Source organism: Paraburkholderia xenovorans, assembly GCF_046030735.1.
GTDB lineage: Bacteria > Pseudomonadota > Gammaproteobacteria > Burkholderiales > Burkholderiaceae > Paraburkholderia > Paraburkholderia xenovorans_A.
This window is the reverse complement of record NZ_JAQQBV010000058.1, coordinates 1-26104: the sequence shown is the minus strand read 5'-3', so window position 1 is coordinate 26104 and position 26104 is coordinate 1. Positions and strand designations below refer to the sequence as shown.

Genomic DNA, 26104 nt, shown 5'->3' with positions numbered 1-26104 from the left:
TATCGATCACGGCAACGGTTTGGTTAACTTTAGGAATATTTTTGGTTACCCGTTGCTCGCCTTTTTATGGTCAATGGGTGCCTGTCTTGTCGCGCGAGCATCTTCTTTGTTCTTCAGTTCTTCTTGTCTCTGTTTGAGGTCTTGAATCTCTTTTTCCAAGTTTTCGATGCGAGCTTGGCCAAGATAGTGTTCTGTTCCTACACTCCACGATATCGGCATATAGATCGCTAAAACCGAAATCACGATAGCAATGATCGTTAGGAGGTAGGCCCATCGCGGTAACTTCAAGATTTTCGTGGAAACCTCATCCGCGAGGGAGTTCATATTTAGAAATTCCGGTGAGAACGATCGGGATTTACGGACAATATCTTCGACGTATTCTTGCTTGGGATAAGGTTTCGGTGCTGCGCCTGTGACGGCATGTTCGTGAAACAGGATGCGGAAGAACGGCTTGCCCTTTTTTACTAGAACATCGTTCTTTCCGAAGTTGACAAGGGCGGTAGCAACGGGACCTTGCCAACCTGGGTCAATCACACCGACGTTCAGCGCAAGCACGCCATCGTGAGTCCAAGTAGTCTTCAACGTTGCCAGCCCGGTAACATCCTCTGGCAGATGGAACTCCTCTTCCGAGACGACCCAGACCACGCCTCGACTAGCTAAGGTAAACTCGTCGTCTTTTATGACTGTGCCGCCGTAGATGATTTCGCCGACGGTAGCGTCGTATGTAGTTTCGCGTTGCCCGTTCGACGTTGGCGCGTAGACTATTTTATTGTTTGCAATATCGGCTTTCGTGAGCAGCATCCGCGCAATCCTTTGATAGAGGTTAAAAATAGCTACTTTCACAAGCCAAACGGAAGCTGACCGGCACTACATGCGCGAAGCTCTTGCCGAACGTTCCGCCACAGACGATCCAAAGGCGAAAATTGTACCGCAGTCGGCAGTTGGCTCGGTCATCGCTGATCGGGAAGGCGAAATTGCACGGTCAGCAAATGTGTTACCACCAATATTCCGCGACCTCTTTGACACAGGGGTCCGGCAGGTCAGTGATGTCGACCGCTATCATTTCATCGAGCATGCAGAGCGCGCTGCGATATTCAAAGCGCTTCGAAGTCGCACGCAACTTTCAAATGCGACAATTTATTGCACCCGGTTTCCGTGCAGTGATTGCGCGCGGGCGATTTTGTTCTCCGGAATTAAAAGAGCCGTATTTCTTGGTGGATTTGCGGGTGAAAAAAGGTGGTTGCCTTCTCAGCGCGCTGCGTTACGAATTCTGCGTGACGGTGGGGTGGTTGTCAGATATCTCAGGTTAGATGAGGAACCTCAAATTAAATGAAAGGCCATTCGTTTCGTTACAGGGCGCGTCAGTTCTATGCAGAGTGAAGCGGGACGCAAATAGGTTGCCGAACTATTGCTGCGATCGCGCGAATAGCTATTTCGAGTAGATTTTTCGTGATTGGATGATTAACGTGAAAATGCGCCAGCTTGCAAGACCTTGTAAGTCTCTCCCAACCTGACTAGCGTTCCGACAAAACAACTTCGAGCGTCACACTTCGACCTGTATATGACGATGGGCGATCTTCAAGCTTCTGGTCATGCAACGACCAACTTCGGGAACGGATTTTTTATGTCCGGACGAGGCCATAACCCATATGGGACCGAACAGCCCGACTGCAATCCGACAACGCGATCGAGTCAGTTCGATTTTGGCGTGCCTGCACGCCTTAACACGTGGGTGCCCAGATATAATGAGTTTCTACACCCCCATGGGTATACCCTAGACAACCTTCGCGCCCATATGCCGTTTCCGCTCGTTATCGAACTGCAAAAGTTAGCTATAAGCCGAGATACCTCGGTGCTTCAACTTGTCCGTACTGCAAAGCTGGTTGCGGTAAAGCTCGGATTGACGGACGCCTCCGAATGGATCGACCAAGAACTCAATGGATACGACAACCTTTCTAATTTGCCTAGCTACAGAATACTAACGGGGGAATGCCGAGCATTCAACCCATTCAATGGTTTCTGGATGCACGTCCAGTTTCCCGACGCGCAGTTTCAAAGAATCTGTTCTGAAGGTCGAGTGGGCCAGTCTCTGGGATCAATGGAGTCCATCCTCGTTGGAGATGCTGGCCATGCTTTCCTGAATTTCGCTTACGAGCAGCAGCAAATTCTCCAAAAACTATTTCAGGAGCAGACAAAGTTTGCCATCCGTGTAACCAAGGGTCAGCTTGAGGGCATTTTCGACGCCGTGAGGAACCTAGTTTTGGATTGGAGTCTCAGACTTGAACAAGCTGGTGTATTGGGGGAAAACATGTCTTTCACGCTCAACGAAAAGCAAGAGGCAAAACCTGTGAGCCAACAATTCTTCATCCAGAATGCAGGAGTAGTCGGAAACGTAACCGACAATGCGACCGTGACAAATAATCAGACCGTGCATGGCTCTCTATCCGTAGACCGCGTATTTGATCTGGTGAGCCAAGCAAAGTCCGCGCTTTCAGGCTTACCAAGTGAAATGGCAGCCAAAGCCAGTGAAATTCTCAACGAGATTGACCGCGAGTCCCATTGTCCTACGCCGAACGAAGGCAAGCTGCGTGTGGCCCTCACGTCGCTGAGGACGGTATGCGAGGGGACGACGGGCAATCTTGTCGCGTCGGGTATTACTGCTGCTGTTACGGCGCTTCTCACCTAAGGTGTGCCGGAGTCAGAAGCTTGCTCCAACCAAGCAGCTTGGCTTCCGTAACTGATCTGGTATGCCCCTTCGGGACAACGATTACTTCGTCAAGGCCAAGACTATCGCGATTGTTTGCCCTTGATAACAGTCCCGTGCCGCCAGATTACATGAACTCCATCAGGGTCCCATGTAACACAGAAGGCGATCTGCTCCCGGTGCAGCGCCTGTTTAGCATTGACCAATTCACCCCTCGCACATCTCCTTATGTTCGCGCGTGGTCGTTGACTGACAGGCACGGCAAGCAATTGTCAACGATCCAAGTCTGTACGTCGACCGATTGCTTCTGGCCGATGTTGTTGAAAAGTCGCTAACTGTCTTGATCTCAGGGTTTGGAGAGGTCTTCTTATCATTAACCGATGTTCGCGAGCGGCCTGAAGGCCGATCTGAGCGGTCGATTTTTTCGTCGATGGATTGGAAACGTCACGCAGCAACTTTTCAACAGCGTCGGCCGTACTCTGCTCTACGTGGAAATCCCCTGAAGCACGCATTCACCGGCGACACCGCGCAACCGCGAACGATCACTATAGACGATCCCCACGGTCGGCACGCAGTGATAGACAAAAGAGAATCGAGCTTCGACGATGTCGCTACGATCCGCGCAGCAACCAAATGCAAGCTCTCACGCGGCACTCCACGCTCGCGAGTATTTCGCTCAAGGTAGCTCACGCCTTATCCAATCAGCCAAAATTTACCACTTAGCCTGCGCAGTTGAAAGATTCAATGGCGACTGCTTTATAATTCTCGTGCCATCAAAACAGCGACGGCCGGGTGTGAGAGCCCGTTGATAGAAACCGCAGCCCCGCTCAGGCGGGGGTGCGTCTGCTGCTGCACGTCCGTTTGTCAATGGGCGGGTCGTCGCGAGGGAGCCGTGAGGCTCGCCGGTCCGTTTCTATCCCGGTCTCTCAAACTCGCTTCGTGCCCGCTCACCCACTTCCCAAGCAAGCGAGTGTCGGGCGATCCAGGAAGTACCAGGGAGGTCGCACCATGAGCAGCAAACCTACAAAACAAACTCACCCCGCATCACGCCCGCCAGTCGACGCGCTCCAATACGAGAAGCTGGCCTTACAGACCTTCGATCTCTGCAACCGCCAGTTGAGCCAACTCAACACACTGATCACACTTGCGTCCTCAATGTGTAGGAATCCTGCCATCACGAGTGACGAAAGACGACGTCAGCAGACCATGCTTGAATTGCTTGTCGACACAGCGGAGCAATATCAGCGAGATCTCGAGTGTGACCGCGAGCTGTACCAGGTGATCGCACTCGATGCGAAGGGCATCCCTCAAAGCCGCATCACCGCGAACCGTGCAGCGCGCCTTCTTGCTGAGGCATCACAAATAGCAACGACAGAAACATCGGCAACCACGAAGCCCGGTACGCGCAAACAAACGTCAACCAAACCCGCGACGAGCGTAGCAGCAGAAGCTACCCAACAGTCGATTCCCACGCAGCACTAACCATCAGGAAGGTGAGCGACTTCGGTCGTTCATATTTGCACGATGCCTGCCCTCAGTCACGACCATGAGCAAGCACCACAACCAGATGTGGGCAGGCATCGTCTAAACCGAAACACGTCCAAACGTCCAACCCGCTCAAATCCAGAAAAACGTAGCCACCCCTGCCCCACCAACCGCATCCACACCACTACATTTGTACCTACAACTTTGAATATCCCCCTGCTATCCTGATTGAATTGCACGCTGCCCTCCCCGCAAGCGGCGAATTTCCTGATCGAGCGTCGTCATGAGATCGTCGGGCCTCAGGGTGCGCAGGTTCAGCTCCGCGGCTCAGGAGCGCGCGTTCCGGTGGGACTACGCGCGACGCTTCTTCGGACAGCGGAGACTCGCCATCGCAATCTTCACCGCGTTGTGGGTCGTATTTTCCATCCGCGACTTCTGCCGGTTAAACGTACTCGATCCCGCTCATCTGCACCACACCGAACTGATTCTCCTGAGAGTCGCCGGCGCGATCGGAATGACGATTCCCGTGCTGTTCTGGACCCCGCGCGCACTCGATGAACGTTGGGCCGTCGGGCTGCTCAGTGTCTGGACGATCAGTTGCTGGTTCGCCGCGCTGCGAATGCTGCAGTTCTATCCGGGCGACCTTGGCTGGCGGGAAGTCTATCCGGTGTTGATGTTTTCCCTTTTCGTGATATTCATGGCCTTCCGGCTTCGCGTGATCACGGCGGCCTGGCTAATCGGAATATGCGTCGTCAGTTATCTGATCATGCTTTATTTCAAACCCGTCGGCGGGAGTGTCGAGCTGCGCGTGGAGTCGGTGGCGGCGCACGCCACGATGGTGCCGCTCATGTCTGTCGTCGGCGTGCTGCTCAGTATCCCGCTGGAACGTGCCGCGAGGCGCGAATTCATGTACCGGCGCACGTTGCGCGCGGCCAAGGCGCGCGTCGAAGCGGCGTCGCGCGCGGTCTACGAACAGAACAGACGCATGCAAGAACTCGTCAGGGAGAAAGAGCGATTCTTTTCATCGGCGTATCACGACATCCAGCAGCCGCTCGCCGCCATCAACCTTTTCATTCGAAGCGCCCGGACGAGGATCAGGGACGGATACGCCGTGGATCGCGAGCTCGATGTCATCGAAGAGACCGCGTCCGACATCCTCGACATGTTCAAGGACATTCAGGACTACAGCGAGCTGGGCTCATATGTTCCCCATGTCGTACCGGTCGATACCCACGGCCTAATGACCGAAGTCTTCGAGCAATACCGGGAGACGGCCCGATTGCGTGGCATCGATCTAAGAATCGCGGGGCGGCGACGGTACCCGCCGTCCATCGAGACCGACCGATCGCTGTTCAAGCGGTCCGTATCCAATCTCGTCTCGAACGCGATCAAGAACACGTCGTCGGGCGGCGTGGTGCTTGGCTGGGTGCGGCTGAATGAACGGGTGCGCGTCGATGTAAGGGATACCGGCATCGGCATTGCGCCCGCCCATCGGGACGCGATCTTCTCCGAGTACTATCAGATCAACAATCCGGGGCGCGACCGTTCGAAAGGGCTGGGACTGGGGCTCTCGATTGTGCATCGGGCGATCCATATTCTGCCTGGACACAGCATGAGTTTCGCCTCCGTGGAAGGGCGCGGATCGCGCTTTTCCCTTTACGCGACGGTTTCGGCATCCACGCCGGCCGTCGGCGCACATGCTCAGGATGGCGACGTCTACACGCCCGATCTCACCGGCACGTTCATGCTCCTGTGCGACGACGAACCTACCGTCCTCGAAGGCCTGCGGCGTCTTTTCTCAAGCGCGGGCGCGCTTGTGTACGCCGCCGAGTCGATGGCAGGATTCGAAGCCATCCTCGCCGATGACAGCCGCATTCCCGATCTCATCGTCGCCGATATCCGTCTGCGCGACGGAGCCGCCGGCAAGGAGGTCGCCAATCGAATCAGGCGCCATTTCGCGTGGGCAGGCGTGATTCCGGTCGCCTTCATCACTGGCGAGCTGCTGTCCGATCGCGTCCTTCGCGACTTCCCCGAACCGTGCGTACTATTGCGCAAGTCTTCCGCCCCCAAAAACCTGCTGGCGGAGATCAGCCGGTACGTGGCCGCCCAGCGGAAGATGAATCTCGATCTCGCGAACAATCAGTGACGGAAAGCGTCCCGAGCGGATGTGGTCCTTTGGGTACGCCTGATTCGTCTAATGATGGGTGAAAACCGCCACTTTTCAGGCGACGCCTTATAGATCAGCCGCCGCTGTGTACTATTTGATCTGATGACAGCGGACGGTCACTACCGATTTAACCCTCCTCCGCGGTCTAACCGCAGCTCGGCTCGAAGACAGTTCTGGGAGACGATGGGATGCGCGTACTGATCGTCGACGACCATGAACTGTTCAGAGCCGGATTGGCGCTTCTGCTGACGGAGCTTTTTCCGAACGTCGAGTTGCTGCACGCGAGCACATTGTCGCAGGGGGTGAATCATGCGCTTGGCGAACTCCTGAACATCGTTTTTCTCGATCTCGACCTGCCCGATGGCAACGGTTTCAGCGCGCTTGCCGAATTGAAAGAGTCGCGACCGTCGCTACCGGTGATCGTGATATCGGCCGATGAGCGAGTGGAAACCATCAGTCGATGCATCCAACTTCGCGCGATGGGATACGTGCCCAAATCGTCGCCGCCTGAGGCGCTTCGTGCGGCGATAAGCGCGGTGCTCGCCGGGGGCGTGTTCCTGCCGGCCTCGAGCATCGCCAGCCTCAGTCGTGATATGGACGCTGACAAGGCTGCTGCAAATGGGCGAGAGGATAGACAGCCGCGCGTTAAGTCGGAAACGAGCAATGCATTCGAGCTGGGACTCACGCCGAGAGAGTTCGAAACTTTGGCGTGGCTGGTGCGCGGACTTCCGTCCAAGGCCATTGCGCTGAGAATGGGGCTCGAGGACATTACGGTGCGGAAATACGTCAGTCATCTGCTTGCGCATTTCAATCTGCGACGCCGTACGGAACTCATCGTCATGCTGGCGAATAGCGGGATCAAGCTCGGCGTCCCGCCGGTTACGGATCCGGCGCTTGACCGAAACCTGCCGGATGCTGGGCCACAATCAACCGACTGACTTCAGCCTGCGTGCTTTCGATCGATCGCATTCGATACGGCGACGGGGCATGCGTTCGCGCTGCACCTGGATAGTTCGGGAAGCGGTGTCGTCGGACGCTCGTATCTGACATGCCACCAAAATCGGACGACGACGGTGCATACATCTTTCGCCGACGATTGCTGTCCACCGCCTACGCATGTGCGTTGCGCACGGCCTTTCACCTGACCAAAAATGAGTATGGCAGCAACGCTGCGGCGGCATTCGTCGAATGTACCCGCAGCGGTTGGCCTTCGTGATGTCGTGATGTCGCGCGCGACACGCTTCGATGCCCGTCGATATCGAGCTCAGCGCGCGCGAATAACGGATCGCATGAATGGAAAAATCAACGTAAATAAAGGAACCAACATGAAATCACCACTGATAGTCGCATCCACTGTCGTGCTGTTTGTCGTGGCTGGCGTTGCGCATTCGCAAGACACACCGCAAGCCTCTCAACCCGCCCCGCAGGAGAATGCCGCAACACAAGCCCCTGACTCAAGCGCGGGGATGGAAGCATACGGCGGTACGCCCGACACACAGGTACAAAGCGGTGCAAAACATGTCAGACCGTGCCGGGTGGATCCACAATGCAACGTCTTTTTTGGAGGGAGCTAACAACGATCTGACCCGCGCGACCATGCAACCGACGGCGATAGTACGGGGGATTATGGTGCCCTGCCGGGTGGACGGAATGGCTACGGTAAAGGCCGAGACGGTCAACCGTGCGTGGTGGGTTTGTCGTGCGATATCTATCAGGGTAGTTAGTCTGGGAGCTGTGTCGCGATATGCCATGTAGCTGACGTGGAACTGAGGTCGTTTCAACGTCAGCTATGGGCAATCATCCGTCAGGCAGTCAATCGATTGATCTGCGGTCGACTTCAGAAGTAAACATCCGATAGCTCGTGAGTCTCACGCATTGCGGATTTTGCCAATCGCGCCATCGACTTCGTGATTGAGTCACATCCAGGCATAGCGACATGACCATCGCCGGAGAAAATTGACTGCGGAGACAACAAGATCGAATCCGCAACCGTCGTTCAGAGCAACGCAGCGCGACTTCGATGAAGAGCAAACCCGAAGCAAGCCGCTCACTCCACTTCCGAAGCCGTACTACCGATCAGCGTACAACCGCATTCGGTATGGTGACCATGCAGCGCCACCCGCTCGCCGCCGATCGTGAAAGTCGGATGCGCCTCCACGATCTTGTTGACACCATGCGCGCGCCCATCCGGATACTTCTCCGGACAATCGACCAGATCGTTGAGTCGGGCGATCGGCTTGCCGCCGATAGTATGTATCTCCGAACCCGTCGTGACCCTTCCCCCATGCGAGGTCGAATCACCAACAACGATAATCTTCAGCCCCATTTCCGCGCCTCCTTTGAGGAATTCCGCTTCAGTCGTTCTCTTCTTCCGGATACGACGGGTAACTGTCAGACACCTTCGTTTTTATATAATTAACGCGCGACGAATAGGCCTTCGCCAGACAATCCGCCGTCGTGCATTTGTTCCGGACATTGACTACCCAATCGATCTGACCGATTCTCACCGGGTCCTGGTACGAGATTTCCTTCGAGTACTTTCTCTGCAAAAGCACGTATCCATAACTCACCTGAGCGTCCAGTTTCTTCAACTTCGGATCGCCGCAAATCAGGTGTTCGACATTGCTTTTTGCCAATCCGCAATCAAAGCCCTTGTTCGCGTCCTTAAACGGATGCTCCTGGAGCCTGAACATATACAAGAACGGCTCTTTCAGCAGAAAGAGTTCGGATTTCGAGGCATAGATCTTCGCAAAGCGCAACGCGGCGCAATTCGGCGCGGTCACGTCCTGCAACAGATACATCGTCGTCCAGTCATTCGAACTGGTGTGGAATGTCGCCTGAAGGAATGTGTTCAACTTATCAGCATTACCGAGCGGCGCGGAATCGAACGAAAATGGACTCTGTTTCTGTACCTTGACGCTGCATTCTTCAGGCGTGGTGCCGTCGTAATTCAGCGAGAAGGAATCCGCCCTGCGCGTCAGCACACTCGAAAACGCGGGGTTCACCGGCAATTCCAGATCCGGGGCCGCGGAAGGACTCGTGCTGTATACCCGCGTTACACCCACCAGCCGATAAGCATTATCCGCAAACGCTCCGAAGGAGTGAGCAAGCAATGCAGCCGCTACCGTCAATCTAAAAATCTTCCCGATCATTTGTTTTCTCAACTCGTTAATGGCTAGCGTCGTAGATATTATTGCAGAACAGGTTGTGTTCGCTCTGTCTGCGCGTCGCATTTTCCATGTCCAGAAACTCAACGGGCGCGCCGATGTAGTCCTGCGCGTTCAATTTGCTGCAGAACTTCGGCGCAATCTTTGAGATGTGACCGACGTTGAAGGCGAGCGAAAGAAGCGCATCGAACTCGTACTGATAGAGAGGCACGGAAATCGTCTCCTTCACATACGCCTCGTGCACCAGCACGTCCTGCTCGAAATAGGCCTGAGCTTCCGCCAAGGATATCTTGCTGACCAGTGGCGTGAATCCCAAGGTCGTACAACTTTTCTTGTCGATCAAATGGCCCCAGCCGACCGTGCAATAGCCCTTATTGTCGTCGTAGTAGAAAGTGTTCTGTTTGGTGTGGTCGTATTTCACTCCTTCCCACGTTTGAATAAAGCTCTTCCCCGCCGACGAAGCGTGCAATTGCGCAATCGGAATCCGATCGCCCACCGGCGGCAGGGGCAGCGCATCGAGGAAGGTTGCGTGATAGCCCTCCTGCAGGATCGTCAGCGAATCCATCAGATCGGCGCGCCGATGGAAAGGTGCGGGCAGCACGCTACCGTTCAATTTCGAAGTGGCATTGAAACCCGCTGCGCCGGAATAGGCTTCGAAGTGGAGCATGGAAACGTTGTGGCCGTTCACAACGCTCAGCGGAATATTTCCCGCTTTCATCAACACACCGCTCTTTGCAAGCAGATCCCCCTGATTGACGGTGTCGCCCACTTTGACCGTGATCGAATGAGGATCGACTTCGCCATAAATTGTGATGAACTGGCGGCCGTCCGTCGTGGTGTGGTGAATGGCGATCATGTCCGTCTGGCAATAGAACGGCTCGCACTTGATCACGATGCCTGGTGCTATCGCGACGATCAATGCAACTGACAGAACAGACCATTCGCCAATTACCCTTCTCTCGGTCTATCGATGGGGTCCGGTGTAACCGTCATATATCTCTTGATTTCCGGCTGACCCAGCGCAACCGCATTGAGCATTGCGACCCCAAGACGCCGCGCAAACTCGTCGTCGAGCGTGAATTCATATTCGTCAAGCAGGATCGGAACCGTGAACTTCCCCACCAGAATCGGAGCAAGCTCAGCCGGTTCAACTAGCTGCACATTCAATCTCTGACTGTCCTGATCGTAAGTCAGGACCACAGAACGCGGCGTATCAATAGCCATTCATACCCTCGACACCGTTAATAATCTTGGATTACCTGTCATCGTGGCTGCCACGCTTAAATGTTGACACCAGAAATGGGGGAAATGCAGCTAACCATTTCGGGCGATAGATTCAAGTCGCTCTTCTTGTGCCCTACGAGCCTGCCTCAACGAAATCTATTCGATCGGCTGTTGAGTAACGTTCATGTACTGCTCAATATTGGGCTGCCCCAACGCAATCAGGTTGAGCATTGCAACCCCGAGCCGACGTGCGAATTCGTCATCAAGCCTGAAGTCGAATGCTTCCAGCAAGATCGGCATTTCGAGTTTTCCGGCAATGATCGAAGTCACCTTGACTGGGTCAACTGCTTGCACGATCAATTGTTGGCGATCTTCGGCATAGGTCACAATCAAGGAATACGGCGTATGCATGGCCATCAATACCCTCTGCAGTATTTATCAATTAGGATTGCGTTCTTCCGATGGTTGGTCGATTGGGTGCTGCGTGACCGTCATGTATTGATTGATATCCGGCTGACCCAGAGCTATAAGATTGAGCACACCTCCCCCAAATCGACGCGCGAATTCATCGTTGAGTTTGAAATCGAATTCGTCTAGCAGGATAGGTGCTTTAAGCGTTCCGGCCAACAGCGGCGCCAACTTCATCGGGTCGGCTAGTTGCAAAATCAGTTGCTGACTGTCCTCGTCGTAGGTTACAACCACGGAACGTGGTGGATACTTGGCCATCGATAAACTCTACGCTGTTGATAATTTTGAATGCAAGCTGTTTGCACAGCTTGCGGCCTCATCTGTCGCCCGTTAGCATGCCCTGCGAATTCCAAACCTTCTGGTCGTTCCCGCGGCAACGGAGTCCGCAGGTAGAAGCCACCGCGCATGGCAACTGCTGGCCGGCCAAGCCTTTGCAACAATCTGAGCGTTGTTCGATCACGATGCTGGGTTTCCTCGCCGATTACTCTTCTGACGGCGGATCGATGGGATCCTGCGTAACGCTCATGTATTGCATGATGTCCGGCTGTCCCAGTGCAATCAGACTAAGCATCGCGGCGCCAAGCCGCCGCGCGAACGCGTCGTCAAGTCTAAAGTTGTGCTCGTCCAGCAAAATCGGCGCCTCGAGCGTGCCGGCCACGATCGGAGCCAATTTGGCTCGATCAATCGCCTGCAAGGCAAGCTCTTGACGCTCTTCGATGTAGGTTAGAACCACGGAATACGGTGGATGTTTAGCCATCAATATCTCCTCCATGTACTGCAGTCGTTTCTGAAACCATTCAGTCTGCACAGGGCTAACGTCTCATGCCAAAAAATACGGGTCGCCTTTATGCACACGGGCATAGTGATTTCATTCTGCATCACTTACTTGCACTATGAATCCTTGGCGTCTCGCAGCCCGCGTCGTCGTCGAGTGGTCGCGATAGATCCTGGTGTCGAACGTCTCCGGGTCTCTGCGCAACTCCTGTCCGCCGAGCAATGACCGTTCACTTGCGTACAGCCCAACTCGCCTCTCCGACTTATTCTTCCGAAGGCTTGTCGATGGAGTGCTGTGTAATCTCGGTCATATATCTCTTGATTTCCGGCTGACCCAGCGCAACCGCATTGAGCATTGCGACCCCAAGACGCCGCGCGAACTCGTCGTCGAGCGTGAATTCATGTTCGTCTAGCAGGATCGGAACCGTGAACTTCCCCACCAGAATCGAAGCAAGCTCAGCCGGTTCAACTAGTTGCACATTCAATCTCTGACTGTCCTGATCGTAAGTCAGGACCACAGAACGCGGCGCATCAATAGCCATTCATACCCTTCGACATCGTTAATAATCTTGGTTGCGTGATCGATCCTTCAAACCTCTTTGGCGTTCGAAGCATTGCGGCCCCCAGAGCAAAGACCAACATCAGCCTGTAGCGCCGCTCGTCTTTTGTAAGTTAATCTTCAGATGGTTTGTCAATCGGGTCCTGAGTAACACTCATGTATTGCTTGATACCCGGCTGGCCTAATGCAATTGTATTAAGCATCCCAACTCCAAGCTGTCGCGCAAACTCGTCGTCGAGCTTGAAATCGTGTTCGTCGGCCAGTACCACACCCATTCTCTCTGCTACCAGCTCTGCAAGCACGTTTGGATCAACGGTGTAAGCGATCAACTGTTGCAGTTCTTCATCGTAGGTCAGAACTACAGAATACTTTGGATGATTGACCATCAATACCCCAAGCATGTTTGATATCTATTAAATGCTGTCTCTCTGCACAGCGCGAGAAACCGCCTGTTCCGTGGTCCGGCAAGTGTTGTGCATACATCCTGGTCGAACTCATACTGCGAAAAACATTTGTTTTCGTGAGCCTCCCTACCCCCCGCACTTAACCATCCCACCGTTACTCTGACTTCCTCCAAAAAGAGCCCCATAAAGCATCGCCCTCTTCGCAGCCCCAGTCAGATCCGGTACAAGCGCGGGATACGGAACCTGCGCCTGATCGCCCAGCATCAACTCCGTCGTTTCACCCCACTCCGGAAGCGGTTCCCCCAGTTCACTACCAAAAAGCTTCGCCGTCAACTTGGCTTTCCACGCCACATAGCATTCAACGCAGATATCAGGCACAAAGGCCTGGGTATCAACGTTGATCCCCGTGAGCGCAGACGACGGCGCAACCGGATCATTACCCAACTCCCAGTTGGTCAGCCACACGCCCAGTTCAGCATCGGTGATCGGCTTCCACCACGCGCCGTTCGTCGAAACCTTTGCTGAATGCGACAACACCGCGCCATTCGCAGCGTACTGATAGTCGACCGCGAGGACACGAGAAACCCCACCATTTACCGAACTTGCCGGCTCGTTGTACTGGAACGACTTGACACGACCGCGTTCGTCGTACGCGATGCCTGCCTGACCGCTATTACCTGCTATCCGTGTCGCACGATTCGCGGCATTACGCTCGAGTGTTCGCATTGCCCACCCCGACACGGCATCGCTCGTCGTCGCGATGTTGCCTCTTGTGTCGTAGGTATAAGTCCAATCTTCAAGCTTCTGCCCATCCTGAACGACCGTCGCAGACAGCAGACGGTTTGCCCCGTCGTAAGTAGCGCCGACTGTCAGCTTGCTGCCCGTGCCGACCGCCTGCATCCCCTGTTCGCCAGTCAGGTCAGTCGTTTGAAGCTCCGCGTATCCCGTAGCGTTGCCTCGCACGTCATAAACGAACGCGCGGATTTTGCCAGGCGTAGCGACCAGATGCGGCCGCAACGAACTGCCGTCGCTGTATTCGATCGTCGTTACCGTCTTCTTGCCGGCGACAGTCGCAACTGCTTTCGTTGGCCGGTTGACGTTGTCCCACGTGTACTGAACACCGCCGTCGGGCGTCTGCCGCTGCTTCAGGTTCCCTGCTGTATCCCATGTCCGCGATACCGTGCCGCCGGGCGTACCGATTGAGCGAGGACGCACCGTGTCTCCGACATCGAATGCGTATGTGCTGACACCGGACATGTCGCTGAGCTTCGTCGTTCCGGAAAGGTAGCTCAGCGAGACATTTCGTGTCGTGTCGGGATGGGTAACCGAGACCGCACGTCCGCTGGAATCGTAGGTCCACGTTGCGACGCGCGAACCGGATTCGTCTTTTATGCCTGTCAATGCGTTGGGAAAGCGGGCATCTTCGTACAGATACTGACGGACGTAACCATAGGGTGCGGTTACGGAAGCAAGATTGCCATTTTTGTCGTACGCATAGTATGTGGCCATTCCCAAAGGATCGACGGCGCCAACGATACGATCGCTGCTGTCGTACACCAGGCTAACTGATATCGCTGTGCCTGTTACGACGTTGTCGACGGGCCACTGAACGATCACCGACAGCCGCTGCTTCCCGTCATATATCGCTTTGCGAAGTACACCCGTACGGGTTGTTTCGGAATAGAACTTGCCGCTGATATCCGAGTAGGCTTCTGTCGTACCGAGCAGTTCGTTTTTCAGGTAGAAATATCCGTCGCTCGCGTTAGTTAGCGAAAGACCGGACGTGCCGGGCACAGCCCACCGTCCGCCTATCCGCTTGAATATCAGCGGTACACCATGACCTCTATATGCAATGATTTTCGGCGTACTTGCATTAACCGATGTCAGATCAAGTCGTCGCTGCCAGTTGTTGATCCAGTAGCCGCCCATCGCCGTCTGCGTTTTGTCGTAGGGCTTCGAGAGATAAGTACGGTTAAAGACGAGTGGAGATGTGTCGCCGCTAGCAAAGTCAGATTCGGAAACCATGACGTTTCCGTTTGCTGGAAATACAGGATCCGCAACTGGGCAGGATTCGTCAGGCGGGGATTCGGTTGCGTTGCACCACTGGTCGATCAGAGCCACGTCGTTAATGCAGGCGTAGTTCCCCATACCACCAGGAGTATTGCTAACTACGTCAAGCTTGCAAGTCTTTGAACCCGGCGTTGCACCGGATTTTGAGTAGAGCGTGAAGCAATCGTCCGCACTTGCCCCAAGCGCGACCACGAGCAGCACGAACGCAGCTAGCAAACGGAACGCAAAGCCCGTTGTCCCTCCACGAGATCGGTACTCTTTCACTGTCATCCCTCTTGGTTGTACTTGTCTGAAGAACAAGTACCCTAAGGGGACAGCAATGAACGCGGAATCCGAAAATTCCCAAAACCGTGGCTTCTTTTCGCTTTCTCAACCGTCTTTCCAACAGCCCTGACGTAGTGCGTAGGATCACACGTACACGCACGTCAGATACCGCGCGTAGATGCGACAACACTCCGCGCCCGTCAAATAGTCAGGTACTGCATAGTCCGATCCGCATCCACATTTTCAGCCGGCGCACTATGCACGAAGCGCCCTTCTCGATAATCGAAAACCGATCTGCAATTTCCATCGTGAACGACAGCACCTGCTCCGAAACGATTAACGCGAAATTGCGTTCCTTCTTCAGCCGGTTTAATCCACGCGCGATGTCCTTGATGATCGACGGTTGAATACCCTCTGTCGGTTCATCGAGAATCAGCACCTTCGGCTCCGACACCAGCGCCCGCGCGATAGCCAATTGCTGCTCATGTCGAATAGCGTCGTCTTGCCCGCGCCATTCGGTCCGATCACCACATGTAGTTCGTTTCCTTCGACATAGCAGTTCAATAGTTGAAGGAACGCAGTCGCAAGATCCGTAAGCCCGAAGCTAAATAAAAAATAGCAGCACCGCGTCCACACATGCTACCGCTCAATAACCCAACGTCCCAAGCAGCGCCGGCGCCCCAAACTCCCCAATCGACGCATTCGACCGCTCGAAGTAAAGCGTCCAGAACTGTTTCAACGCGCTCATCGTCTGCGGATCCCGGTAGACGTTCTTGACCTTCGCATCTCCGGATAGCAGACCCGCGCCAATCACGTATATTCGCGCGCCGCCGAAGTCGCCGATCAGCCCCGCCGTCGTCGCTTTCTTCATCTCCACCTGAGGGTCGATACGGCGGACGGCGTTGTGTGAATAGAAGCTCGACACCGAGCTGTTCTCAAGCATATCCGACGCAATCAGCACAACCTTATCGGATGCCGGCGAAGCCCGAACCTTATCGCTGATGTTCTTTAGCGCCGCTAAAATATCCGACTTCGCCAGATCGTTCGTGGCTACCGACTCCACCCGCGCAATCGACGCAAGCAACGCCTTCTTCGCATAGCCGGACTGCCCCGCCATACACGCGTCGAAGCTGCGCAACGCGCGTTCACTGATATCGTCGCGCAGCTTCTCAGGTATCGGCGACTCGATGACACCGCGCGTCACAACCTCCGTGTAGTGTCCTTGCGAGAAAGCCGAGAAATCGAACAGCGTGTAAGCGCCTGCGGGCCGGATCGCCTTCCCGGCCATCTCCGCGATCTGGGCCTGCAATTTATCGTCGAAGACCGTCGTCTGATCGATTGCGATAAAAAGCTCGTGGTCGGCGTTGCTTGTCGCCGGCTTGATGTGATTGGCGGCGTAACAACTCGGAATATCGTTCGTGACGCCGGCATGTGCCGACACAGCGGTCGCGGTCGCACACGCTGCCACCGCTACACGGATAAGATGTTTCATCATTGCTTCCGATCAAGCCTTAAAGAGATCGTCCAGTTCGGACTCAAGCGCGAGCTTCGCTTTCTCAGCACGCTCTTTACGGAGCCTGATCGCATTGACCACTTCGGCTCGCACCGATTCATCGAGGCCGTATATCAGTTCCTTCTTGCGTGCCACGTCAGACTCGGCCTCGACCTTCGCGACGAGCTCGTCGATAGCCGAGCTCGTCAATACTTCGTCAGACGGTTTTGACGGTGCCGCGACTATTTTTACGGGCGTATCGGTCGCGCCGCGTTCGGGTGCAGTTTGCTGCGCGGTCGCTGGTGGCGTCCGTACGCCGATATCAGCGGATTCGGCGGTCGGGCGAATCAGGCCGCTTTCCAGGTCCGTGAAATTGCGGTGCTCGAGCACGTAGTCTCTGAAGGTCTTCGAGAACGTCTTGCCCGAAATATCCGCGTTCTCAGCCATCTGCTTCTGTAGATTCTCCAGCTGCGATTGCGCGATGGCTCGAAACGGCGCGTAGTAGTTGTTGTAGTCCTCGAAGGTCTTGAAGCCTTTGGTCGTCTTCCATGCTGCCAAACTCTCCCGACCGCCGAAACCCCAAGCGAAGCCACCAAAAATCCCCACAATCTGGGTAACAACGAAAATCACAGCCAGCGTGATGAAGGCCGCCGCGCCTTCGCTTCGCGTCGACGACGATTCTTCTGCTTTCGCGCGGTCGTCCGCGGCTTTCTGACCGGCGACGAGTTCGGCCGGCATCGCGTTGGTAGTCGCGAATGGATTGCCGGCATCGGCGCCCTGGCTCACGCCCATCGCTTCGCGCGTCTGCTCCGCGTTGAGATTGCTCCAGCGCATCCAGGTCGACGTTCCTGCAATCACAAGAATGACGGCGACCGTTAAAGCGACCATGAAATAGCTATGGCTCGTACCGACGCGGTTTGCAACTTGCGTGTAGTCCGGCTCGCGATCGTCGACTGACTGATCATCGTCGAGTTTGACCTTTCGGCTCGAAAAGCGCTCCTGTGATTTATCTTGCTTCCACTGTTTCCGGCATCGTGCAACCAGATTCGAACGATACAACTGATGCCCGGCGACGTGCGTCAGAAACACCATGATCACGCACAGCACGAACACGATGGCTACCATCAGCAACGTATGCGTATTTGCGCTGCCATCGCGCGCCATCCAGCTACCGAGCAAATACGAGAACCCGAGACCCTCTGCAATCACGAGCACACTCAGCAGCGTTAGAAGCCACAACGGCGTCGGCGAGCGTCCACTGTCGTCCGACTTCGCGAGATATTCATTGCGCTTGCTGAACTCCGCTTTCGACAGGTAAGAGATGAACTTGTTGTAATCACCGCACAGCGTGCGCTCGGAATCGGTCCATCCGTCCTTGCCGTGTATGCCGTGGCGCGACAGACGCGCGGTTTTCCCAAGCAAAGGAAACGTGTACTTCCAGTGGTTCAACCAGAACTCAAGCGTCGACCGAAAAGAAAATGCACCCACCGCAAGCAGTACCGCGACGACGCACCAGATAGCAGGGCCCAAATTAGCCTGAATAAAATCCATCATGTTCGTTATAGCCTCTTGTTAGGTGCGTGCAATCACGGGCACGTAATTCACCGTGAAATACTGACTGCTCTTGCGACGAACGAGCTCACCGGATGTCGCCTTGCCGTTGGAGAAAATGATGTCCGCGCAGTCGAACACGCCGCTGTTGTTTACGAAGACCCGATACAGAACGCCGCCATTTACCGCATAAGCATTCACGTCCGGAGACAACGTGATCTGCGGTGACCCGTTCAGTCCAGCGTTATGTTCATAGTCTTTCCATACGAGCAGCGTCGGCTTGGCACCCGCCGTGGCGCCGTTTCGAAGAACCGATACGTCTTTTAGCGCCAGGTACTGTCCATTCAGCGACGCGCCCCAACTGCTTCCATACAGATTCGGCAAGTGGTCGCGCACAGGGACTGCCCGGTCATCGGCCACGGACTTCAACGCCCGTGAAACACGCGGCCGGTCGTTCATGCAGCTCTTCGCCACAGGCGCCTCATCGGCTACTGCCGAAGAGAGAAACGAGAGCGTCGAGGGCGATGCCGGTGCTGCTGCAAATCGAAGACCGAGCGTCGCAGGAAGCGCCTCTTGCCATCCAAAATCGATGCCTTCGGATTGAGGGGTACGAGCGGAAGCAACCGGTGTAGCGGATGTTGAGCTCGATGTAGCGGCCGTGTTTTTTGAACCGGAGACTGATGCGGCGTGCGCGGGCGAAACGCCTGCCACAGCGGTCTCAGTTGCCGTGCGATCTTTCGAAGCCGTTCGACGCGCCGCTTTGTTAGCCGGACTGCCAGACTTTGCGGGCATCGCGCCTTCCGCTGCCTGACTGGACTGAGCAGTCACCGCCCGGTAGTACTGGTATTTCGGTACTCGACTGCTTGCGTAGCTTTGCAGGATGTCGGGCCTGGCACCCGTGAGGTCGACAATCTCGACTCGACGGTTAGCCGAACGCCCCTGTTCCGTATGATTATCAGCAATAGGCAGCGTTTCACCGGCGCCCTGATAGAACACGTTTTCCGGTGCAATGCCGTGGTTTGCAAATAGGCGCGCTACAGCGCGGGCGCGACGCTCTGACAGGTCCGCGTTCAGCTCTGAGCTGCCCGTGTCGTCTGTGTGGCCGATAAGCAAGATTTTCGCTTGAGCTGCAGCAGCCTTGTCGCTCGCACTTGACGCGTCGGCCACGCGGCTGGACGTGCGATATTGTTCGGCAATCTCAGCAAAGTAGATCGCTGCATCTGGCGTCAATTCGGCGGATCCGGTTTCGAACTGAGTGTGTCGCGCGGTGTCGACGATCGCGAAAGAACTGCCGACCTCCTCGGTCTTGCCTGTATCGGAAGCGCGTACCTCCAGCGCAGTTGCTGTGTAGGTGAGGTCGTGCTTTGCTGCAATCCTGGACAAAGCGCAGCGTCGGCTGTCGACTGCATGTCCGATGAGGCCGCCTGCCAGGCCACCTGCGGCGCCAGCGATAGCCGCGACTGCAACTTTGTTCTTTTTGGCAATCACTGCGCCTAGAACAGCACCGAGCCCCACCCCGACCGCGATACCAATGTTTCGATTGCTGTTCTCGCAGGGATCGGGATTTGCAAACGTACTCTCGAATATATTCAAGTCCCCGGCCTTGTCGGGATCCGCGGGCGCTCCGTTGGTCTGCTGGAAACCGCCTGGATTGGCACATCCGGATAATGCAAAAACGGTAATTGTGGCGAGCCAAAGCGGCCTCGCTTTTCCTATTCCTCTCACTGAGAAGCCCCTCGGTCAGTTTATTTTTTAATTGCGCCGGCGCTTGTAGCGGCGCGTGGTGCTGATGTTGAAAACAAGCACTCACATATCGATATCGGCAGGGGCTTGGTCAACTTTAGGAATATTTTTGACTTATTGAAGTCGGGAATGGGGATGGAGCTGGAGTAATAAGTATTGTCTTGCTTCAGAAAAGCGGCGGGTTATCGGGGGAAAAGGCAGCCGCAGATGAGGCCGTGATTTGAAAGGGCGAGCACCCTCGCCTCGGCATATGTCATTGAGACTATGAAATTTTTCAGGCCTTTCAGCTTTTCAGAAATGTATTCAGGTCGGTGAAGTGCAAAAAAATGCAATGCACGTCAACCCATCCCACTACGCACCAACCCCAGCATGTCGTGAACACCAAACGTCATCATCGAGAGAAACGCCAGCAGCGCCAGATAATAGAACGCGTACGTGACCTTCACCGACGGCGCAATCCCGTAGTATCGAACGTTCTCCGGACTAGTCGGATCGTAATGCCATGCACGCTTGAGTTGCGGCATCGCAAGGATGGCCATGACGATCAGCAGCGGACTCGGATGCCACGCAAATAGCCCAACAAGCACGGGAACACCCGCGAACCAGATTCGCGGCGAGAGTACGGCCGTGATGCGCCCGCCATCGAATGGCGACAGCGGGATCATATTGAACAGGTTCAAAAAGAAGCCGGAATACGACAACGCCAGCAGCCAGGTGCTATCGAAGTGGCGCGCGAGAAAGTAGCAGACAAGCGCACCCAGCGTCCCCGTGAATGGCCCCGCGAGACCGACATACGCTTCCGTTTCCGCATCGTGCGGCATGGCTTTCATCTGAATCCACGCACCGACAAACGGGACAAAGGTGGGTAGTCCAACGTCAAGTCCGCGTTGCCGCGCGGCTACGTAGTGTCCGCCTTCGTGTATGAACAGCAACAGCACGAATCCCGCGGCGAACCGCCAGCCATAAAAGATCGCATAGACCGCAATCGACAGCAACATCGTGCCGGTCGTGGTCAGAACCTTGCCGAGCTTTAGTCCGCCCAGCAGCAGAATCAGCAGTTTCGTCACGATGGATCGCTCAGCGGTACTCGTCCGTTCCCGCTTTCGGCGACGTTGCGTCGTCCGCCGGAGGCGGCGCAACGGGCGGCGTCTCGGCGAGAGGCTCAAGCGCTGCCGAACTAGCCGCTACCGGCTGACCAGTCTTGGGCTTACGCTTGAAAAACCGCCTGATCGACGCGCCAAATGCGAGGAACGCGACCAATCCCACTTTGAAGAACTTTGCCGCGAACGCCGCGATAATCGCAAACAAGCCGAGCTTCTTCACGGCGACGCCGGCAACTAACGCGGCCAGTCCGTATTCCGCGACATGATCGGTACTCGAATTGAAATCTGCGTATCGCTTACCGTCGAGGAAGGCGATATCGGCGACCAAAGCGTCAGTTGCCGGCTTATTCGCCGCCAACGCCGAAAGTTGTGTCGCCATCGTTAGCGAAAGATAACCGTTTCGCCCAAGCACAAGCGTTCGATAGTTGACAGCGTTCGGCGAGGCCGCACGCTGTGCCTTGTCTCGCACGATAGCTGACCAGACGAGACGATGCGTCGTTGCATCGTATTTCGGCGGCTCGGCCCACCCGGTTACTTCCAGCTCAGGCAATCCCCGGCTCTTGCGCGACGCATTGGACTGCTCGGTCCCATCGCGAAGGTTCTTCAGAAGATCGTCGGCATTCCAGTCCCGCGCGTCGTCGTCTTTAACATAGCCCGCTTTCTCGAAAGTAACGACCGTCATCCATCCGGCCTCGTCGGTCAGCGGCACGATGATTCCAATAAGCGACTTTTCCGTGACGTTGTTGCCGAGCGCGCGCAGGTAACGGATGGCCGCCGCCGCAGGCACGAAACCCCGATTTGCCGGCAGAGCGAAACTGGCCTCGTCGAGAAGCGCGATTTTGCTGGGCCCGTGGATCAGCGACGTATTAGCTTCGTCCACCGCGGCCTTGAGTTCTGCCTTGGCCGCTTCCGTTTGAGCGAAGCCCGTTGTGGTCATTGCAATACAGCACAGGCAAAGGAGGAATTGGGTTAGCGCTTTCATCGTTATTGTCGGTTTTTCTGTTTTGAAAGATGTTTCTTGTACAGAGCCGCATTCTCAGGCGATCGCTGTGTAACGGCAACCGGCATGCAAGTCTTTAGGAATTTACCTGCGCGTCGATTGGCGGTATCTGAGTCGCGATTCTTAAAATATGACTCTCCGGCGCACCTTTCCTGAAGAACAAACGTTTGCTAACGCGATAACACTCGGAATTCCTGCATGGCACAAGTTAATCCATATCGCATAGTCATAAAAAACTGACATATTGCAAGCTAATCCGCTGGCAAGAGATAGATTTTGTTTCTCCTGGGGGCATATGATAGAAAGCTATTTGCGGCAAACGGAAACAGAAATCGGCATGGACGAATCTCAGCGCTTTCACGATGTTCTCGACTACTGGCACAAAGTCGAATTCTTCATCCCATTCGATTTGCAGCAAGTGTTCGACACGGCTGACGAGGACGCGCTCAAATGGTTGCTGCCGGCCGATCTTGCCTCGGGCGCTCCTTCCCCGTTGCAGGTCAAAGTGCCTGAGGGGCGCGAACTTGTCTGCTTCAGGCTGTATATCGGTATCTTCGAAAAACAGGCAATTGCGAAGTTTGCTAACACGCTGCCCGCAAGCGGCGAGACGAACGCGATCGAGGATGATGAGCGCACACAGCTCGACGGGCGATCGTGTATTGCCAAAGTCAATCTGAGCGCCCAGGGGCAACCTACGTTCGATCCACTCTCTGTGTCCACTGTGCCCTGGGCGCTGGGAACAGCATCGAAATTGGGACTGGACGCGCTGAGCGAGTCCGCGTTCAACACTGCGCGGCAGAGACTGTCCGACCTGCTATTCAACTACGAATTCGAGCGACTAAGAAGTCGATCTGATTCGGAGGACTCGTTGAAGTCCATGCCGATGACGGGCGAGGAATTGTTGGATTTGCGGGAGTTGCTCGTTGCCTGGTCTGGTTTTGAGCTTTCGGCGGATTTGCCTGTAGCGCTGCTGGAAATCGTCACGAGGGAGAAGAAAGAAAGCAAACGGCCCACACAGGAAACGCAGACGACGGCTACGGCATCGTCGCCAGTGGATTCATCTATTGCCTCCGACTCGAACGACGAGGAAGACGAAGATGAAGACGACATCGCCGCCGATGAGCCGACCATCGATATCCTCAATAGCTTCTATATCGGTGACATCGAACAATGCATGGCATCCGCTCGACAGGGCGAGTTGCCGGCCACCTTACGTGGGTACTTGTCGCCGGGGGATCCGCAGCGGCGCATCGATCTGTACAGCGATTCAGGCCGCGCAGCCATTGTTCAGGCTTTGCATCCAGCGAAAATGAATGTGGGCCATTGGCCTGAAGACTCATCGCGAAAGATGAGCCTGATGCAACAGTTCGCGATCAATACCGCTTTCGACTTATTGAAAAAGGAGGGCTTATTCTCCGTCAATGGACCGCCCGGAACCGGCAAAACAACGTTGCTGCGAGACATGATCTCCGAGAACGTCGTGCGGCGTGCCCGGCAATTAGCTGCGTTGAAGAATGCAGCCGATGCGTTCACTGGCGCGAAGATCAAAGTCCCCTTTACGGATGGAAATCAGGCATACGTTCATCGCCTGCGCCCCGAACTGACGGGATTCGAAATGGTGGTGGTTTCATCGAATAACGCAGCGGTCGAAAACATTTCCCGCGATTTGCCGAAGCGCAAACAATTGGGCGATGCGTGGCAGGGAGTGCGGTATCTCCAGCCGATCGCGCACAAGGTAGCTGCGCAAACGGGGAAGAAGCGTTTTACAAAACTCCCGCCACAGGACGTACCGTGGGGTTTGATTTCGTGCGCGCTCGGCAACAGGAAGAACCAGCGGCGTTTCCACGAGCGGTTCTTTGAAGACAAGCGCAAGGAGGATGAAAAGGGCGGTCGGGACGATCCACACGCTGTTTGGGATTGGATCAAGCAGTACTCGGGACCGACTTATGAGTCCGCGCGACGCGCGTTTCTCGATGCTGACGCAGCCGTGCAGACTGCAATCAGCGAACGCTTGAGTTACGGCGAATTGCACGCCACGTGGTCCGGCGTATCGGTTGAGCAGTTCACTCGCCTCACTGCGGACGCGTTGACTGAAGCCGAGCGCGCCGTACAGCAGATGGTAGTCACGAAGGCGCAGAATGATGTCGCGCTGAAAAACGTGGAAGCGTTGCTCGCGGACCTGAAGGAGGAAGAGCGCCTTCTTGACCGTGCGCGTCCGGGGGCTCTTGCCAAGCTGTTCCGCACGGAAGCTGCGTGTCAGCACGCGAATCAAGTTGCGCAGAACGCGCGTGCGCAGATCGATACGCGACGGCAACATAGCCAATTCCGTGCAGCGGCGACTGCCGCGGAAAAAACTTTAAAGCATGCGGCATCACGGGTTGAACTCGCTAAAACCGCGTTGTCCGACGCGCAGATTACGTGGCATAAAAATCAGGCGCATCTCGCCGACTATCGACAGCGATTCGGTGATACCGATTTGCCGGGTCCGCTGGAAGCAATCGAAACAGACGACGTTCAGCGCGACGGTTTTTGGCAAGACGTAGAGTTGGCGGGTTTGCGCTCGAAGTTGTTCGTGACCGCGCTGGGTCTGCATGAAGCGTGGCTCGCCGAAGTTGCTAAAACAGGCGGCGCAGGTTTTGGCGGCAACCTGTTTGCGATCGGAAAAATGATCGACGGTAAGCGACCGGAACATGCGACCGACGCCGCGTTGATTTGGCAAAGTCTGTTCATGGTCGTACCGGTCGTCTCCACTACGTTTGCTTCGTTCGCGCGGCAGTTCCGCGGAATGGGTCCGGGCTCGATCGGCTGGCTGTTCATCGACGAAGCCGGCCAGGCTGTGCCCCAAGCGGCCGTTGGTGCGCTGTGGCGTGCTCGCCGCGCGATGGTGGTGGGCGATCCGCTGCAAATCGAACCGGTGTTCACGGTGCCCGCCAGGTTGATCACCGCGTTGGCGAATCTTTCGCCTCATACGGCGGATGGCGGGTGCTCTCCTGCGAAAGTGTCGGTGCAACGTCTCGCGGACGATGCTAATCCATACGGCACTTATGTTGCGGTCGACGGAGAAGATCCGTTGTGGATTGGGAGTCCGCTAAGAGTGCATCGACGTTGTGTTTATCCGATGTTCCCTATCGCGAACCGGATCGCTTATCACGACAAGATGGTGTATGGGCTTGTTTCCCATTTGCCGCCTGACGATCGTCTCGGACTCGGGGATAGCGCGTGGGTCGATGTGCGAGGAAAGACGTCGGAGAAACAGGTTGTGCCGGCACAGATTGATGTTGTCGTATCGATGATTGCGCGACTCTATGCGAAGTCTGGTGAGCTTCCCGCGATGTATGTTATCTCGCCGTTTAAGGCGGTTAAGCGGAATCTTCTGGCGCGATTGCAAGCGCTTGATTGGAGAGGTTTGGCTGATGTGCAGCCGCCGTCAAAGAAGAATTTTCGGCGGTGGTGTGAGGAGCGGATTGGTACTGTGCATACTTTCCAGGGGAAAGAGGAAAGTGTGGTGGTGTTTGTGCTTGGTGCTGATCATGATCATGCTGGGTCGGCGGATTGGGCTGCGGCTAAGCCGAATCTTTTGAATGTCGCGGTAACGCGGGCGCAGCATCGGGTGTTTGTGGTGGGCGATGCTTCGTTGTGGGGGGAGAGGAAGTATTTTGGGGAAGCGTTGGAGAGGCTTGGGGTGCCGATTTCGGGGGAGCGGTGGGTTGGGCGGGTTTTGGGTGGTGGGGGGCGGGAGAGGGTTTTGCAGGGGAAGTCACGCTAGGGTGTGCGCGCTGCGTGGGTGATGATTTTGGTTGATTGAGGCAGGTATTCGGCCATTTCAGTCATTGATACACGGGCCAGGGGAGTCAGTTGAAGACAGCTAACCGGCCATTCATCAACCACCCGCCCCGAATGTCGCCTCCCCACTCAACGCATGCGTGCTT

The 26104-nt window shown here is 55.5% G+C and carries 23 protein-coding genes and 1 pseudogene; 6 read left to right on the top strand and 18 right to left on the bottom strand.

Going from position 1 to position 26104, the window contains the following annotated elements; genetic code table 11:
* Window positions 1-45: 45 nt before the first annotated feature.
* The gene (locus PQQ51_RS32545; RefSeq protein ID WP_408501305.1) at window positions 46-801 is read right to left on the bottom strand and encodes a dCTP deaminase domain-containing protein; all 756 of its coding nucleotides are present in this window, start codon (window positions 799-801) and stop codon (window positions 46-48) included.
* A gap of 28 nt (window positions 802-829) precedes the next feature.
* On the opposite strand from PQQ51_RS32545, the gene PQQ51_RS32540 reads away from it, so the two are divergent.
* The 5 genes from PQQ51_RS32540 to PQQ51_RS32520 all read left to right on the top strand — a co-directional run bounded on the left by PQQ51_RS32540 (window position 830) and on the right by PQQ51_RS32520 (window position 7294).
* Window positions 830-1333, top strand: a complete 504-nt coding sequence (locus PQQ51_RS32540) for a deaminase (protein ID WP_408501306.1) — start codon at window positions 830-832, stop codon at window positions 1331-1333.
* A gap of 228 nt (window positions 1334-1561) precedes the next feature.
* Window positions 1562-2686: an AbiTii domain-containing protein gene (locus PQQ51_RS32535; protein ID WP_408501304.1), complete on the top strand. Its 1125-nt coding sequence runs from the start codon at window positions 1562-1564 to the stop codon at window positions 2684-2686.
* Between the two features lie 1026 nt (window positions 2687-3712).
* Entirely contained in the window at window positions 3713-4186 is a 474-nt protein-coding gene (locus PQQ51_RS32530) for a hypothetical protein (protein WP_408501303.1), read from the top strand.
* Between the two features lie 286 nt (window positions 4187-4472).
* Complete coding sequence (locus PQQ51_RS32525; protein WP_408501302.1) at window positions 4473-6335, top strand: hybrid sensor histidine kinase/response regulator; 1863 nt, start codon at window positions 4473-4475, stop codon at window positions 6333-6335.
* A gap of 209 nt (window positions 6336-6544) precedes the next feature.
* Window positions 6545-7294: a response regulator gene (locus PQQ51_RS32520; RefSeq protein ID WP_408501301.1), complete on the top strand. Its 750-nt coding sequence runs from the start codon at window positions 6545-6547 to the stop codon at window positions 7292-7294.
* A 1109-nt stretch (window positions 7295-8403) separates the two neighbouring features.
* Here PQQ51_RS32520 and PQQ51_RS32515 read toward each other — a convergent pair.
* The 17 genes and pseudogenes from PQQ51_RS32515 to PQQ51_RS32435 all read right to left on the bottom strand — a co-directional run bounded on the left by PQQ51_RS32515 (window position 8404) and on the right by PQQ51_RS32435 (window position 22157).
* Window positions 8404-8682 (bottom strand): PAAR domain-containing protein, encoded by a 279-nt coding sequence (locus tag PQQ51_RS32515; RefSeq protein WP_408501300.1) that lies wholly within the window; start codon window positions 8680-8682, stop codon window positions 8404-8406.
* 28 nt (window positions 8683-8710) lie between these two features.
* Window positions 8711-9508 carry a lysozyme inhibitor LprI family protein gene (locus PQQ51_RS32510; RefSeq protein WP_408501299.1) on the bottom strand — a complete coding sequence of 266 codons (798 nt, stop codon included), beginning with the start codon at window positions 9506-9508 and terminating at the stop codon, window positions 8711-8713.
* A gap of 16 nt (window positions 9509-9524) precedes the next feature.
* Window positions 9525-10442 (bottom strand): glycoside hydrolase family protein, encoded by a 918-nt coding sequence (locus tag PQQ51_RS32505; protein WP_408501298.1) that lies wholly within the window; start codon window positions 10440-10442, stop codon window positions 9525-9527.
* Between the two features lie 29 nt (window positions 10443-10471).
* The gene (locus tag PQQ51_RS32500) at window positions 10472-10747 is read right to left on the bottom strand and encodes a hypothetical protein (protein WP_408501297.1); all 276 of its coding nucleotides are present in this window, start codon (window positions 10745-10747) and stop codon (window positions 10472-10474) included.
* Window positions 10748-10903: 156 nt separating this feature from the next.
* Window positions 10904-11164: a hypothetical protein gene (locus PQQ51_RS32495; RefSeq protein ID WP_408501296.1), complete on the bottom strand. Its 261-nt coding sequence runs from the start codon at window positions 11162-11164 to the stop codon at window positions 10904-10906.
* 21 nt (window positions 11165-11185) lie between these two features.
* Window positions 11186-11473 (bottom strand): hypothetical protein, encoded by a 288-nt coding sequence (locus PQQ51_RS32490; RefSeq protein WP_408501295.1) that lies wholly within the window; start codon window positions 11471-11473, stop codon window positions 11186-11188.
* Between the two features lie 223 nt (window positions 11474-11696).
* Window positions 11697-11972, bottom strand: a complete 276-nt coding sequence (locus tag PQQ51_RS32485; protein ID WP_408501294.1) for a hypothetical protein — start codon at window positions 11970-11972, stop codon at window positions 11697-11699.
* Window positions 11973-12252: 280 nt separating this feature from the next.
* Window positions 12253-12531, bottom strand: coding sequence for a hypothetical protein (locus PQQ51_RS32480; RefSeq protein WP_408501293.1), 279 nt, complete (start codon window positions 12529-12531; stop codon window positions 12253-12255).
* Between the two features lie 130 nt (window positions 12532-12661).
* Window positions 12662-12949, bottom strand: a complete 288-nt coding sequence (locus tag PQQ51_RS32475) for a hypothetical protein (protein ID WP_408501292.1) — start codon at window positions 12947-12949, stop codon at window positions 12662-12664.
* 129 nt (window positions 12950-13078) lie between these two features.
* Window positions 13079-15292 (bottom strand): DUF6531 domain-containing protein, encoded by a 2214-nt coding sequence (locus PQQ51_RS32470; protein ID WP_408501291.1) that lies wholly within the window; start codon window positions 15290-15292, stop codon window positions 13079-13081.
* Between the two features lie 194 nt (window positions 15293-15486).
* Window positions 15487-15770: pseudogene (locus tag PQQ51_RS32465) on the bottom strand (ABC transporter ATP-binding protein); the annotation flags it as partial.
* Window positions 15719-15922: an ATP-binding cassette domain-containing protein gene (locus PQQ51_RS32460; RefSeq protein ID WP_408501290.1), complete on the bottom strand. Its 204-nt coding sequence runs from the start codon at window positions 15920-15922 to the stop codon at window positions 15719-15721. The pseudogene PQQ51_RS32465 and the gene PQQ51_RS32460, both read right to left, overlap by 52 nt.
* A gap of 10 nt (window positions 15923-15932) precedes the next feature.
* Entirely contained in the window at window positions 15933-16778 is an 846-nt protein-coding gene (locus PQQ51_RS32455) for a hypothetical protein (RefSeq protein WP_408501289.1), read from the bottom strand.
* Between the two features lie 12 nt (window positions 16779-16790).
* Complete coding sequence (locus PQQ51_RS32450) at window positions 16791-18332, bottom strand: hypothetical protein (RefSeq protein WP_408501288.1); 1542 nt, start codon at window positions 18330-18332, stop codon at window positions 16791-16793.
* 18 nt (window positions 18333-18350) lie between these two features.
* The gene (locus PQQ51_RS32445) at window positions 18351-19922 is read right to left on the bottom strand and encodes an OmpA family protein (protein WP_408501287.1); all 1572 of its coding nucleotides are present in this window, start codon (window positions 19920-19922) and stop codon (window positions 18351-18353) included.
* Between the two features lie 488 nt (window positions 19923-20410).
* Complete coding sequence (locus tag PQQ51_RS32440; protein ID WP_408501286.1) at window positions 20411-21139, bottom strand: site-2 protease family protein; 729 nt, start codon at window positions 21137-21139, stop codon at window positions 20411-20413.
* A gap of 10 nt (window positions 21140-21149) precedes the next feature.
* Window positions 21150-22157: a DUF2167 domain-containing protein gene (locus tag PQQ51_RS32435; RefSeq protein WP_408501285.1), complete on the bottom strand. Its 1008-nt coding sequence runs from the start codon at window positions 22155-22157 to the stop codon at window positions 21150-21152.
* A 355-nt stretch (window positions 22158-22512) separates the two neighbouring features.
* Here PQQ51_RS32435 and PQQ51_RS32430 point away from each other — a divergent pair, with 355 nt between their 5' ends.
* Entirely contained in the window at window positions 22513-25941 is a 3429-nt protein-coding gene (locus PQQ51_RS32430; RefSeq protein ID WP_408501284.1) for a DEAD/DEAH box helicase, read from the top strand.
* Window positions 25942-26104: the final 163 nt, after the last annotated feature.